This window comes from Pseudomonas sp. CK-NBRI-02 (genome assembly GCF_008124495.1).
In the GTDB taxonomy this organism is placed as follows: Bacteria; Pseudomonadota; Gammaproteobacteria; order Pseudomonadales; family Pseudomonadaceae; genus Aquipseudomonas; species Aquipseudomonas guariconensis.
This window is the reverse complement of sequence record NZ_VSJH01000001.1, coordinates 15,180-29,250: the sequence shown is the minus strand read 5'-3', so window position 1 is coordinate 29,250 and position 14,071 is coordinate 15,180. Positions and strand designations below refer to the sequence as shown.

Here is a 14,071-nt window from a genome sequence, read left to right as displayed (position 1 = left end):
CCCTTACTCGATGACTTTCGGAACCAGGTACAGGCCGTTTTCGGTCGCCGGGGCGATGGCCTGGTAGCGGTCACGCTGATTGCTTTCGGTAACCTGGTCGGGGCGCAGACGCTGGCTGGCCTCCAGAGGGTGGGCCAGGGGTTCGATGCCGTTGGTGTCGACGGCTTGCATCTGGTCGACCAGCCCGAGAATACTGTTCAAGGCATCGGTAATGCGTGGCAGTTCGCCTTCATTCAGGCCCAGGCGGGCCAGATGGGCGATCTTTTCCACGTCGCAGCGTTGAAGCGCCATGGGGATCTCCAGGAAAAACGGAACGGATAGGGTCCGTGGTGAGGAACATGCCAGCCGATCGATGGTCATACGGCCGCGATCATCTGCTGGCGTGCTCGGAAAAACTGCCAATTTAACATATTGGCTCCTTGCCCAAAATCCCCGCCATTGTTAGAGTTTGCCGCACTTTTTTACCCACGCTTTGCCTAGGGTCACTTTCCCATGTTCAAGAAACTGCGTGGCATGTTTTCCAGCGATCTGTCCATCGACCTGGGTACTGCCAACACCCTTATCTACGTGCGTGAGCGCGGTATCGTCCTGAATGAACCCTCGGTCGTTGCCATTCGTACCCACGGCAACCAGAAAAGCGTCGTCGCGGTCGGTACCGAGGCCAAGCGCATGCTGGGCCGTACGCCTGGCAACATCGCTGCCATTCGTCCGATGAAGGACGGCGTGATCGCCGATTTCAGCGTTTGTGAAAAAATGCTGCAGTACTTCATCAACAAGGTTCACGAGAACAGCTTCCTGCAGCCCAGCCCGCGTGTGCTGATCTGCGTGCCGTGCAAATCGACCCAAGTAGAGCGCCGCGCCATTCGCGAGTCCGCCCTGGGAGCCGGTGCCCGTGAGGTGTTCCTGATCGAAGAACCGATGGCCGCAGCCATTGGTGCCGGCCTGCCGGTAGAGGAAGCCCGCGGCTCGATGGTCGTGGACATCGGCGGTGGCACCACGGAGATCGCGCTGATTTCCCTGAACGGCGTGGTCTACGCCGAATCCGTGCGGGTAGGTGGTGATCGCTTCGACGAAGCCATCGTGACTTACGTACGCCGCAACTATGGCAGCCTGATCGGCGAATCCACCGCCGAGCGCATCAAACAGGAAATCGGCACCGCCTACCCGGGCGGCGAAATTCGCGAAGTCGACGTTCGTGGCCGTAACCTGGCTGAAGGCGTGCCGCGGGCCTTCACCCTCAACTCCAATGAGGTGCTCGAAGCCCTGCAGGAATCCCTGGCAACCATCGTCCAGGCGGTCAAGAGCGCCCTGGAGCAGTCGCCGCCAGAGCTGGCTTCGGACATCGCCGAACGTGGCCTGGTGTTGACCGGTGGCGGTGCGCTGCTGCGCGACCTCGACAAGCTGCTGGCCCAGGAAACCGGCCTGCCGGTGATCGTCGCCGAAGATCCTCTGACCTGCGTTGCCCGCGGTGGTGGTCGTGCACTGGAGATGATGGACAAGCACGCCATGGATCTGCTCTCCAGCGAGTGATCCCATACGGTCCATGCATGCATGGATTGTGTTCGCCCGGTTTACAGGTAGCACGCACAGTGCTACCTGTATGCGCTGGGCTGGCGTCCGTCCGGGCGTCGTTTCCGTTAACCCGCAAGCAGGCCGGTGCATTGCTTCATGTCCAATGACCTCCTGAATCGTCGTCCACGAGGAACGGCCCATTAAACCGCTTTTCTCCAAGGGCCCCTCGCTGGGCGTTCGTCTCCTGGTACTGGTGGTGCTGTCGGTCGCGCTGATGGTGGTCGATTCGCGCTTCGCGGTGCTCAAGCCAGTGCGCAGCCAGATGGGGCTGGTACTGATGGAGTCCTATTGGGTCACCGACTTGCCGCAACGCCTGTGGCAGGGTGTGGCCAGCCAGTTCGGCAGCCGTACCGAATTGATCGCGGAAAACGAAAAACTCAAGACCGAAGCCCTGTTGCTGCAAGGGCGGCTGCAGAAGCTGGCGGCCCTGACCGAGCAGAACGTACGGTTGCGCGAATTGCTGAACTCCTCGGCGCTGGTCAATGAGAAGGTCGAAGTGGCCGAACTCATCGGCGTGGACCCCAACCCCTTCACTCACCGCATCCTCATCAACAAGGGCGAGCGTGACGGCGTGTTCCTCGGTCAGCCGGTGCTCGATGCCCGTGGCCTGATGGGGCAGGTGGTCGAGTTGATGCCTTACACCTCGCGCGTTCTGTTGCTGACCGACACCACTCACAGCATTCCGGTCCAGGTCAACCGCAACGGCCTACGGGCCATCGCCAGCGGCACCGGCAATCCGGAGCGTCTGGAGCTGCGTCATGTGGCTGACACGGCTGACATCAAAGAGGGCGACCTGCTGGTCAGCTCCGGGATGGGCCAGCGCTTCCCTGCAGGTTACCCGGTGGCCACCGTCAACGAAGTGATCCACGATTCCGGTCAGCCATTTGCGATCGTGCGCGCGATTCCCACCGCCGCGCTCAACCGCAGCCGCTACATGTTGCTGGTGTTCAGCGACCGGCGCACGGCCGAGCAGCGTGCTACCGATGCCGGGATCGCCCAGGAAGAGGCCGATCGCAAAGGCGCGACGGGCACCAACGGCCAGGGTACCGGCGAAGGCGGGCAGGGTACGCCTGCCACGACACCTGCCCCAGCGGCCGCCCCCGCCGCGCCTGTGGTCCCTGCACCTGCTGCTGCCCCTGCCGCGCCGGCATCGGCTCCCGCAGCACCGCCCCCCTCCCGGAGACAATGATGGCTCGCTCCCGCAGCAAGAACGGCTGGGTGATCTGGCTGACATTCATCATCGGCCTGTTGCTCAGCGTTTCGCCAATGCCCCAGTTCATGGAAGTGTTCCGGCCCATGTGGCTGGCCATGCTGGTGTCCTTCTGGACCTTGGCGGTGCCCAACAAGGTCGGCATGACCACTGCATTCATTCTCGGTCTGGCAGAGGATGTGCTGTACGGCACCCTGTTAGGGCAGAACGCCCTGATCCTGACGCTGATCACGTTCCTGGTGCTGTCCTTGCAACAGCGCCTGCGTATGTATCCCATGTGGCAGCAGAGCCTGGTGATCCTGGTGATCTTCGGCATCGCCCAGCTGATCCAGCTGTGGCTCAGCGCCCTGACCGGTAACCGCCTGCCCACGCTTGCATTGGTCTGGTCGGCGGTCATCAGTGCCTTGCTCTGGCCATGGATCAGCTTTGCCCTGCGCGATTTGCGCCGACGCTTGCACATCAACTGACGGCAACGCCGAATCTGACAGGGAGATGTCGACATGACCCCGCTGTACCTGGCCTCAGGCTCGCCACGCCGTCGTGAACTGCTGGCGCAGATAGGCGTCCCGTTCACCCTGGTCGCTGCCCCCATCGATGAAACTCCGCTACCAGGCGAAGGCGCTGCCGATTATGTCGAGCGTCTGGCCCGGGCCAAGGCGGCTGCTGGCCTCGCCCAGGTTCAAGGCGCTGGGGTGGTGTTGGGGGCCGACACCGCCGTGGTGCTCGATGGCCGCATCCTCGGCAAGCCCGAAAACCGTGAACATTCCCTGGCCATGCTGGCCGAACTTTCCGATCGCGAGCACCAGGTGCTCACCGCCGTCGCCTTGACCGATGGCCAGCGGTGCCTGAGCGCCTGCGTGGCGAGCACCGTGCGTTTCCGTGCGATCGGCGCAAGCGAGGCCGAGCGCTATTGGGCCAGTGGCGAACCGCAGGACAAGGCCGGTGGCTATGCCATCCAGGGCCTTGGTGCGGTCTTCGTCACCGGTCTTACCGGCAGCTACTCGGCCGTGGTCGGCCTGCCTTTGAGCGAAACCGCCGATCTGCTCGGGCAGTTCGCGATTGCATGCTGGCAACAGCACGAGGTTCCAGCGCCGCGCTAGCCAGCTACTCGACCGCGATCCATCATTACCGAACACCTTTGACGAGAGCCTGCCATGAGTGAAGAGATCCTGATCAACATCACCCCGATGGAATCACGTGTGGCAGTGGTGGAAAACGGTGTCCTGCAAGAGGTCCACGTCGAGCGCACACAGCGTCGGGGCATTGTCGGCAACATCTACAAAGGCAAAGTGGTACGCGTCCTGCCCGGCATGCAGGCGGCTTTCGTCGACATAGGCTTGGAACGCGCTGCCTTCATCCACGCCTCGGAAATCTCCCAACGTGAAGGTTCGGCGGTGGAGAACATCACCGCCTTGGTCCATGAAGGCCAGGCGCTGGTGGTCCAGGTGACGAAGGATCCGATCGGCACCAAGGGCGCCCGCCTGACCACTCAGTTGTCGATCCCGTCGCGCTACCTGGTGTACATGCCACGCAGCAGCCACGTGGGTATTTCCCTGAAAATCGAGGATGAGGCCGAGCGCGAGCGCCTCAAGCAAGTGGTCAGCGATTGCGTGGAAAAAGAAGACATCAAGGACGCTGGTGGCTTCATCCTGCGCACCGCCGCCGAGGGCGCCCGGACCGACGAAATCCTCCAGGACATCCGTTACCTGCGTCGCCTGTGGGAGCAGATCGGCAGCCAGATCCAGACCTGCGGCGCCCCGTTGGTCATCTACGAGGATCTGGGGCTGGCCTTGCGTACCCTACGTGACCTGGTCAATCCGAAGATTGAGAAGATCCGCATCGATTCTCGAGAAACCTTCCAGAAAACCACGCAGTTCGTCGCCGAACTGATGCCTGAGATCGCCGACCGCCTCGAACACTATCCGGGCGAGCGGCCGATCTTCGACTTGTATGGCGTCGAGGACGAGATCCAGCGCGCCCTGGAGCGCAAGGTGCCGCTCAAGTCCGGTGGCTATCTGGTGGTCGATCCTGCCGAGGCGATGACCACGATCGATGTCAACACCGGTGCCTTCGTCGGCCATCGCAACCTCGAAGAGACCATCTTCAAGACCAATCTCGAAGCGGCTACTGCCATTGCCAGACAACTGCGCCTGCGCAACATCGGCGGGATCATCATCATCGACTTCATCGACATGGAGGACGAGGAGCATCAGCGCCAGGTGCTGCGCACCCTGGAGAAGCAGCTCGAGCGGGATCACGCCAAGACCAACATCATCGGCATCACTGAACTGGGCTTGGTTCAGATGACCCGCAAGCGCACCCGTGAAAGCCTCGAGCAGGTGCTGTGCGAGCCCTGCATCGCGTGCCAGGGGCGCGGCAAGCTGAAGACGCCCGAGACCGTGTGTTACGAAATTTTCCGGGAGATCCTCCGTGAGGCCCGGGCATACCAGGCCGAGGGTTACCGGGTTCTGGCCAATCAGAAAGTCGTCGATCGCCTGCTGGACGAGGAGTCCGGCAACGTTGCCGAACTGGAGGCTTTCATCGGTCGGACCATTCGCTTCCAGGTCGAATCCATGTACTCGCAGGAACAATACGATGTGGTGCTGCTCTGACTCGTTCTGAAACCTTTATGCGGTCGGGCGTGCTGGCAAAGCCACGGTACCGAGCCATAGTTAAGGCACGACTTGGAGGGCCATGGCCATGGGACGTCTGACCCACGTTCTAGGCGCCTTGACCCGCTGGGGGCTGGGATTCTGCGCCCTGCTGGCGGTGCTGGTGGCGCTGTACGTCAGCCTCGGTCGGGAACTGGTCCCCTTGGTGGCCGAATACCGTGCCGAAGTAGAAAGCAAGGCCGAGCAAGCCCTGGGGCTGCCGGTGCATGTCGGTGCCCTCGAGGGACGCTGGAGTGGCCTGGCACCGGTGCTGCGGGTGCGCGACCTGCAAGTGGGCGAGGGCGCCTCGGCATTGCGCCTGGATGAAGTCAAGGCCGTTCCTGACCTGTGGGCCAGCCTCAAAGCGCGCGAACTGCGTCTGGCGCGTATCCAGCTGGGCGGTCTGCAACTGATCCTGCGTGAGGACGAACAGGGCGCATGGGCGCTCGAGGGGCTGCCCCGCAAGGACGATACGCCTTTGGACCCCGCCCAGGTCCTGCAACGCTTGCGACAACTGGGCAGGGTCGATGTCTTCGACAGTCAGGTGACCCTCCATCCCTGGCAACGCGATCCTCTGACCCTCACCTATGTGAGCCTGGGTTTGCAGGCCGGTGCGTCCCGCCAGGCTCTGGATATGCGCGCGACATTGCCGGATGGTCAGCCCATGGCCATCAATGTGCATAGTCGCGCCAATGCCAAGGCCTGGCGCGACGGTGAATTCGAAGCCTACCTGAGCCTGCCGCAAAGCGATTGGGCCCGCTGGCTGCCGCCACGTCTGTTGGGGCAGTGGAAGGCTCGTACCTTGCGGGCGGGGGGAGAATTCTGGGTCGATTGGGGGCGGGGCCAGTTGCAACGGGCGGTAGTGCGGCTCAATGCGCCGCAGCTGCGCGGTGCCTACAGCGAGCGCAAAGCGGTGACCCTCGATAACCTGGCTTTGACCGCCTGGCTCCAGCGCGGCAAGGACGGTTTCGAAGGTGTGGTCGATTCGTTGGCGGTCAGCATCGGCAAGCAGCGTTGGGAAACCCATGTACAGCTCAAGCAGCAGGTCGGCCAGGAGGCGAACCAGGAAAGCTGGCAGATCCAGGCCGACCGGCTTGACCTGACGCCGCTGACGCCGCTGGTCCAAGGGCTGGCGCCGTTGCCGGAAAAACTCATGGCCGTGGTAGACGCCCTAAAGGTCACCGGAGCGCTGCGCAATGTGCGCCTGGACGTGCGCCCCAAGGCCGAGGGAGACCAGCGCCTGCAGTTCGCCGCCAACCTCGAGAAGGTCGGCTTCGATGCCTATCACGGCGCCCCGGCAGCCGGTAACGTGAGCGGTAGCATCAGCGGCGACCTGGGCAAAGGCGAACTGCGCCTGGATACCGACGCCTTCATGTTGCATCTGTATCCCATCTTCGCCAAACCCTGGCACTACCAGAAGGCCAACGCACGGCTCACCTGGCGCCTGGACCAGGAAGGCTTCACCCTGATCGCCCCTTACATCAAGGTGCTGGGTGAAGAAGGCAAGATTGCCGCTGACTTCCTCATCCGCTTGTTGTTCGAGGAAGGCCGCGAGGATTACATGGATTTGCGCGTCGGCCTGACCGAAGGTGACGGGCGCTACACTGCCAAGTACCTGCCCGAGGTGCTCAGTCCTGCCCTGGACGAGTGGCTGCGCAGCGCTATCGTCAAAGGCAACGTCGATGAAGGCTATTTCCAGTATCAAGGCTCGCTGAACCATGGCGCATCGCCCGAAGCGCGGAGCATCAGCCTGTTCTTCAAGGTGCACGATGCGGCGCTGGACTTCCAGCCCGGCTGGCCGCAGGTGCAGCAGGTCGATGGCGATGTGCTGATCGAGGACAGCGGCGTGCGCATCAAGGCCCGGCATGGCCAACTGCTCGACACCCAGGTCAGGGATGTCAGCGTCGATATCCCTCATGTGGCGGCTGGCGAGCACAGCCATCTGTACCTTGATGGGGATTTCGATGGTCGTCTGAGCGATGGCTTGAAGATTCTCCAAGAGGCTCCGATCGGCACTGGCGAGATGTTTGCCGGTTGGGAGGGCGAAGGGCCGCTCAAGGGTAAGGTCAAGCTCGATATTCCCCTGGCCCATGGCGAGCACCCCAAGGTGCAGGTCGATTTCGCCACCGCCGATGCGCGCCTGAAGGTCGCCCCGCCGAGCCTGGAGTTGAACCGTTTGAAAGGCGACTTCAGCTTTGATCTGGACAAAGGCCTAAGTGGCAAGAGCATCACCTTGCAGGCATTCGGCAAACCGGTCACCGCGCAGATTTTCGCTGAGGGCAAGCCCGGTCAGATCCAGACCCGCATCGATGCCAGTGGCCAGATGCCCCTCAAGGCACTGACCGACTGGCTGAAATTCACCCAGCCGCTGTCCGCATCAGGCGATCTCCCCTTCCAGTTACAAATCAACCTGGGCAGTCGCGATAACCGGCTGAGCGTCAACTCCTCGCTCAAAGGCCTGGCAATCGATCTGCCTGCCCCATTCGGCAAGGCCTCTCAGGACACCCGCGACAGCCGTTTCAGCATGACGCTCAAAGGGCCTGAACGGCGTATCGATGCCAGCTACGGTGAGCTTGCCCGCTTCGCCTATGCTGCACCAGCCGCCACGCTGGCCCAGGGGCGCGGGGAGCTGCTGCTGGGCGGTGGCACCGCACAGCTGCCGTCTGGCCAGGGCCTGCGGGTGCGGGGGCGGATCGAATCGCTGGATATTGCACCCTGGCAAGCGCAAATGGAGCGCTTCGCAGGTCAAGACCCAGGCGGCAATGCCCGGCAGAACCTGCAGGGCGTGGACTTGAGCATTGGCCAGCTCAAGGCGTTTGGCCTCGATCTGAACCAGGCGGTCGTGCGTCTGGCCCGTGGCAGTGGTGCCTGGGACGCGCGTCTGGACAGCCGGGAGGTCATTGGCAACGCGCGCCTTCCCGATGCCAAGTCGGCGCCGATTGTCGTCAGATTGCAAACCTTGCGCCTGCCGCCTGGGGATCCTGCGGGCAAGCAGCCTGAGGATGCGCCGGACCCGCTCGCGGATTTCGACCCGCGCAAGGTGCCGGCCCTGGATGTGACGATCGACAAGCTGTACCGCGGAGATGACCTGTTCGGTAGCCTGGCGGTCAAACTGCGCCCTACACCGCGCGGCATGATTTTCGATGACGTCGACCTGGACCTTAAAGGCCTGCGTATCGATGGAAGCGGTGGCTGGGAAGGCGAGCCAGGGAGTACCGGCAGCTGGTACAAAGGCCGCCTGGAGGGCAAGAACCTGGCCGACGTACTCAAGGCGTGGGGCTTCGCGCCCACCGCCACCAGCCGTGATTTCCGCCTCGACGTGGATGGTCGCTGGCCTGGCTCGCCGGCGTGGGTGGCGCTCAAGCGTTTCTCCGGAAGCCTGGATGCCGCCTTGCGCTCCGGTCAGTTCGTCGAAGTCGAAGGCAGTGCCCAGGCACTGCGGGTATTCGGCCTGCTCAACTTCAACTCCATTGGTCGGCGTCTACGCCTGGACTTCTCCGATCTGTTCGACAAAGGCCTGGCCTACGACCGGGTCAAGGGCTTGCTGGTAGCAAGCCAGGGGGTCTATGTGACCCGCGAGCCGATCACTATCAAAGGCCCCTCGAGCAACTTCGAACTCGATGGCACGTTGGACCTGGTGAGCGATCGCGTCGATGCAAACCTGCAGGTGACCTTGCCGGTCACCAACAACCTGCCGCTAGCCGCCTTGATCGTCGGCGCACCGGCTGTCGGTGGCGCCCTGTTCCTGGTGGACCGGCTGATCGGTGATCGTGTGTCGCGCTTTGCCAGCGTGAACTACCGCATCGAGGGGCCCTGGAAAGAGCCTAGAATGACCTTTGTGAAACCTTTCGAGAAACGCTAATGAAGTCAGCGGTCATCCAGATGGTCAGCCAGGACGATGTGCTGGCCAACCTGCAGCGCGCCAGGGCTCTGTTGGAGCAGGCTGCCGACGGCGGCGCCCGGCTGGCGGTGCTGCCGGAGAACTTCGCCGCCATGGGGCGGCGCGATGCGGCGGCGATCGGCCACGCCGAAGCCCTTGGTCAGGGCCCGATCCTGCCCTGGTTGAAACGCACGGCCCGCGACCTCAGGTTATGGATTGTGGCCGGCACCCTGCCATTGCCGCCTGCCGACCAGCCAGATGCAAAGGCCCATGCCTGCTCTTTGCTGATCGACGAGCACGGTGAGGTCGCGGCGCGTTACGACAAGCTGCACTTGTTCGATGTGGATGTGGCTGACAGCCGCGGGCGCTATCGTGAGTCCGATGACTATGCCCACGGCAGCCAGGTGGTGGTCGCCGATACGCCGGTCGGTCGTCTGGGTCTCACGGTGTGCTACGACTTGCGCTTTCCCGAACTGTACAGCGCCTTGCGCGAGGCCGGTGCGGAACTGATCAGCGCTCCGGCGGCCTTCACCGCTGTGACCGGCGCGGCCCATTGGGAAGTGCTGATTCGTGCGAGGGCGATCGAAACCCAGTGCTACCTATTGGCGGCAGCCCAGGGCGGCACTCATCCGGGACCACGGGAAACCCATGGTCATGCGGCGATCATCGACCCTTGGGGACGGATCATCGCCGAACAGGCGCGCGGCGAAGGCGTATTGCTGGCCGAGCGCGACAGCGCAGAACAGGCGTCCATCCGGACGCGAATGCCGGTTGCCTTGCACCGGCGCTTTTTCTCGCAGGACGCCTTGCGGCCTGCGCACACCTCGGAGTGACTATGAGCCAGATGTTATCCACCGTCAGCGAACAGCTGCTGGCCCCGGGCGGACTGACCCTGGACAGCCTGCAGGCTGTGCTTGGCGAGTTGGCGGGGCCCGGTATCGATGCAGCCGACCTGTACTTCCAGGGGCAGATTTCAGAGACCTGGGCGCTGGAGGACGGCATCGTCAAGGAAGGCAGTTTCAACCTTGACCAAGGCGTGGGCGTGCGTGCTCAGTCCGGTGAGAAGACCGGCTTCGCCTACAGTAATGCCATTAACCTCGAGGCCCTGACCTCGGCGGCCCGTGCCGCGAGATCGATTTCACGCGCTGGGCAGGAAGGCCGCGTACAGGCCTTCCGCAGCCAGGATGTGGTGGCCCTGTACGCTCCAGACAATCCGCTGGACGTGCTCAGTCGCGCCGAAAAAGTCGAGCTGCTCAAGCGCGTGGATGCGGCCACTCGCGCTCTGGATCCACGTATCCAGCAGGTCACCGTGAGCATGGCCGGGGTCTGGGAGCGGATCCTGGTGGCCGCGGTCGATGGCAGCCTGGCAGCTGATGTTCGCCCGCTGGTGCGCTTCAACGTCAGTGTGATCGTCGAGCAGAACGGTCGCCGCGAGCGCGGTGGCCAAGGCGGAGGCGGGCGTACCGACTACCGCTATTTCACCGAGGAGCGGGTCATGGGGTATGCCCGGGAGGCGCTTCGCCAGGCGCTGGTCAACCTCGAAGCCAAGCCGGCCCCGGCAGGTACCTTGCCGGTGGTCCTCGGCCCGGGCTGGTCCGGCGTACTGCTGCATGAAGCGGTGGGCCATGGCCTGGAAGGGGACTTCAACCGCAAGGGCAGTTCGGCCTACAGCGGGCGTATTGGCGAGCAGGTGGCCTCGACGCTGTGCACCATCGTCGACGACGGCACGCTCGAGGGGCGCCGTGGTTCGCTGAGCGTGGACGACGAGGGGACCCCGACCGAGTGCACCACGTTGATCGAGAACGGCATTCTCAAGGGCTACATGCAAGACAAGCTCAATGCACGCCTGATGGGCATGGCGGTCACCGGCAACGGACGGCGCGAATCCTATGCCCACCTGCCGATGCCGCGCATGACCAACACCTACATGCGCGCCGGTGACAGCGACCCACAGGAAATCATCGCCTCGGTGAAAAAGGGTATCTACTGCGCCAACCTCGGGGGTGGCCAGGTTGATATCACCAGCGGCAAGTTCGTGTTCTCGACCAGCGAGGCCTACCTCATCGAGGATGGCAAGATCACAGCGCCGGTCAAGGGTGCGACCCTGATCGGCAATGGTCCGGAGGCGATGAGCCGGGTTTCGATGGTCGGCAACGACCTGGCTTTGGACAGCGGCGTCGGGACGTGCGGCAAGGATGGGCAATCGGTGCCGGTAGGCGTTGGCCAACCGACCCTGAAACTGGACGCGATCACCGTGGGTGGTACAGGCGCGTGACAAGGGTAAAGGACCGCATTGCGGTCCTTTGGGATTTCACCGGGGTTGCATGTCAGCCCCGGGACGAGGACCTCAGCGCAGGCCCCGTTGGGTCTCGTCGAGGTCGCGTATGTATTTGAAGACCTTGCGCGCGGCGGCCGGCGGTTTGTTCCGGGCCTTCTCGTGCTGGGCATGACGGATCAGCGAGCGCAGGTGCTGGCGGTCGGTGTCGGGATACTCGTTGACGAAGCGCTCGAGGTCTTCGTCATTGCCATCGACCAGACGATCGCGCCAACGCTCCAGGTTATGGAAACGTTCGTTGTACTGGCGGCTCGAGCTGTCGATTTGTTCGAGCAGTGCATGGATGGCATCGATGTCCTGATCGCGCATCAGCTTGCCGACGAACGACATATGGCGTTTGCGAGCACCATGAGCAGTGTGCTTGTGGGCTTCGGCCAGTGCCCGGCGCAGCTCGTCGGTCAGGGGCAGGCGAGCCAGGGTATCGGCCTTGAGCGTGGTGAGGCGCTCTCCGAGCTCGACCAGCGCATGCAGCTCGCGCTTGATCTGGGTTTTGCTTTTTTCGCCGTCGAAGGCGTCGTCGTAAGAATCAACCATGGTGGCAGTCCGCTAGAAATCGCCGCCATGATAACCAGTCGGGGGCCGCTTGTCCGGCCCGGTCGTAGAATGACCCTAGCCGTACGCAGAATTTCGAGTGGAGAGAACCATGAGTGCAGTCCAGAGCGTAGGCCCCAAGGACCTGCCGGCGTTGCAGGAACAGGTCGAGGCGATCATCGCCGAAGCACGTCGCCAGGGCGCCAGCGCCTGCGAAGTTGCGGTGTCGCTGGAGCAGGGCTTGTCCACCACGGTGCGTCAACGTGAGGTCGAGACGGTCGAGTTCAACCGCGATCAAGGTTTTGGTATCACCCTTTATGTTGGCCAGCGCAAAGGCTCGGCCAGTACATCGGCCAGCGGCCCGGACGCGATTCGCGAGACTGTGGCGGCTGCGCTGGCCATTGCCCAGCACACCTCCGAGGATGAATGCGCAGGCCTGGCCGATGCGGCGCTGATGGCCCGCGAGATCCCTGATCTCGACCTTTACCATGATTGGGCCCTGGAGCCGGAAAAGGCCGTCGAGATGGCATTGGCCTGTGAGGCCGCAGCCTTCGATGCCGACCCGCGCATCCTCAATGCCGATGGCACGACCCTGAACACCCACCAAGGCTGCCGAGTCTATGGCAACAGCCACGGTTTCATCGGCGGTTATGCCTCCACGCGCCATAGCCTGAGCTGCGTGATGATCGCCGAAGGCGAAGGGCAGATGCAGCGTGACTACTGGTACGACGTCAATCGCCAGGGCCAATTGCTGGCCGACCCGCGTAGCATCGGGCAGCGCGCCGCACAGCGTGCCGCCAGCCGCCTGGGTGCTCGTCCGGTGCCGACCTGCGAGGTGCCCGTGCTGTTTTCCGCGGAACTGGCCGGCGGGTTGTTCGGCAGCTTCCTGTCGGCCATCTCCGGCGGCAATCTGTACCGTAAATCCTCCTTCCTTGATGGCGCTATCGGCCAGCGTCTGTTCCCTACCTGGCTGACGCTCGATGAACGTCCCCACTTGCCGCGAGCCCTGGGAAGCGCAGCTTTCGACGGCGATGGCCTGGCGACCTATGCAAAGCCATTCGTGGAAAAAGGCGAGCTGGTCTCCTACCTGCTGGGTACCTATTCCGGACGCAAGCTGGGACTGCCAAGTACTGCCAACGCTGGTGGTGTGCATAACCTGTTCGTCACCCATGGGGTGGAGGACCAGGCCGCACTGATCCGCCGCATGGGGCGTGGCTTGCTGGTGACCGAACTGATGGGGCACGGCCTCAACATGGTGACGGGGGATTACTCCCGCGGCGCGGCGGGCTTCTGGGTAGAGAATGGCGAGATCCAGTTCCCCGTCCAGGAGGTGACGATCGCCGGCAACATGAAGGACATGTTCCAGCAGATCGTAGCGATCGGCAGTGATATCGAAACCCGGAGCAATATTCATAGCGGCTCGGTGCTGATCGAGCGGATGACGGTGGCGGGGAGCTGATACCTGCCAGCAGGCGGGACGATTGAAACTCAGGGCCGCATAGCGGCCCTTTGCTTTTGTTCTGTGTGGGGGATGTTGCCATCCCAGAATTGGATCTGAGCCGGTACGGCTACGCGGCAAGGTCAGCCAGGTCGGCTCGATTTGAGCCCTTCGCGGCGGATTACTCGCCTTCGTCGAAATAGTTGTTGATCAACTCGACCAAGGCGTCCATGGCCTCGTTGTCCTGTTCTCCCTCGGTCATCAGGTGCACCTGGGTGCCCTTGCCCGCGGCGAGCATCATCACTGCCATGATGCTCTTGCCATCCACCATTTTGTCCGGCGCACGCCCCACCCTGACCTGGCAGGGGAAGCGCCCGGCTACGCCAACGAACTTGGCTGCCGCCCGGGCGTGGAGCCCCAGCTTGTTGATGATGGTGATTTCGCGGGCGGGCAT

12 protein-coding genes are annotated in these 14,071 nt (G+C 63.1%); 9 read left to right on the top strand and 3 right to left on the bottom strand.

Translation table 11 applies throughout. From position 1 onward, the window contains the following. Positions 1-3: 3 nt before the first annotated feature. Positions 4-291: an Asp-tRNA(Asn)/Glu-tRNA(Gln) amidotransferase subunit GatC gene (gene gatC / locus DQ397_RS00155; protein ID WP_043213235.1), complete on the bottom strand. Its 288-nt coding sequence runs from the start codon at positions 289-291 to the stop codon at positions 4-6. A 201-nt stretch (positions 292-492) separates the two neighbouring features. Between gatC and mreB the strand changes: the two genes are divergently transcribed. From mreB to tldD, 8 genes are all read left to right on the top strand, one after another. Beyond that, positions 493-1,530 carry a rod shape-determining protein MreB gene (mreB, locus tag DQ397_RS00150; protein ID WP_039575577.1) on the top strand — a complete coding sequence of 346 codons (1,038 nt, stop codon included), beginning with the start codon at positions 493-495 and terminating at the stop codon, positions 1,528-1,530. Positions 1,531-1,741: 211 nt separating this feature from the next. Beyond that, the gene (gene mreC, locus DQ397_RS00145; RefSeq protein WP_232095248.1) at positions 1,742-2,761 is read left to right on the top strand and encodes a rod shape-determining protein MreC; all 1,020 of its coding nucleotides are present in this window, start codon (positions 1,742-1,744) and stop codon (positions 2,759-2,761) included. Beyond that, positions 2,761-3,249: a rod shape-determining protein MreD gene (mreD, locus tag DQ397_RS00140; RefSeq protein ID WP_043213239.1), complete on the top strand. Its 489-nt coding sequence runs from the start codon at positions 2,761-2,763 to the stop codon at positions 3,247-3,249. Before mreC ends, mreD begins: the two co-directional genes overlap by 1 nt. 33 nt (positions 3,250-3,282) lie before the next feature. Further along, entirely contained in the window at positions 3,283-3,882 is a 600-nt protein-coding gene (locus tag DQ397_RS00135; protein WP_043213242.1) for a nucleoside triphosphate pyrophosphatase, read from the top strand. Between the two features lie 54 nt (positions 3,883-3,936). Then, on the top strand, positions 3,937-5,394 hold the full coding sequence (gene rng / locus DQ397_RS00130; RefSeq protein ID WP_043213244.1) for a ribonuclease G: 1,458 nt from the start codon (positions 3,937-3,939) through the stop codon (positions 5,392-5,394). Positions 5,395-5,476: 82 nt separating this feature from the next. After that, a complete protein-coding gene (locus tag DQ397_RS00125) occupies positions 5,477-9,295 on the top strand; it encodes a YhdP family protein (RefSeq protein WP_043213246.1) in 3,819 nt (1,272 codons plus the stop codon). Beyond that, positions 9,295-10,146 (top strand): carbon-nitrogen hydrolase family protein, encoded by an 852-nt coding sequence (locus DQ397_RS00120; protein WP_043213248.1) that lies wholly within the window; start codon positions 9,295-9,297, stop codon positions 10,144-10,146. Before DQ397_RS00125 ends, DQ397_RS00120 begins: the two co-directional genes overlap by 1 nt. Before the next feature lie 2 nt (positions 10,147-10,148). Continuing rightward, the gene (tldD, locus tag DQ397_RS00115; protein ID WP_043213252.1) at positions 10,149-11,588 is read left to right on the top strand and encodes a metalloprotease TldD; all 1,440 of its coding nucleotides are present in this window, start codon (positions 10,149-10,151) and stop codon (positions 11,586-11,588) included. A gap of 72 nt (positions 11,589-11,660) precedes the next feature. Here tldD and yjgA read toward each other — a convergent pair whose 3' ends face one another. Continuing rightward, the gene (gene yjgA, locus DQ397_RS00110) at positions 11,661-12,182 is read right to left on the bottom strand and encodes a ribosome biogenesis factor YjgA (RefSeq protein WP_043213253.1); all 522 of its coding nucleotides are present in this window, start codon (positions 12,180-12,182) and stop codon (positions 11,661-11,663) included. 109 nt (positions 12,183-12,291) lie between these two features. On the opposite strand from yjgA, the gene pmbA reads away from it, so the two are divergent. Beyond that, complete coding sequence (gene pmbA / locus DQ397_RS00105; RefSeq protein WP_043213256.1) at positions 12,292-13,638, top strand: metalloprotease PmbA; 1,347 nt, start codon at positions 12,292-12,294, stop codon at positions 13,636-13,638. A 160-nt stretch (positions 13,639-13,798) separates the two neighbouring features. Here the strand turns inward: pmbA and DQ397_RS00100 are convergent, their stop codons facing one another. Beyond that, on the bottom strand, positions 13,799-14,071 hold the full coding sequence (locus tag DQ397_RS00100) for an HPr family phosphocarrier protein (protein WP_043213258.1): 273 nt from the start codon (positions 14,069-14,071) through the stop codon (positions 13,799-13,801).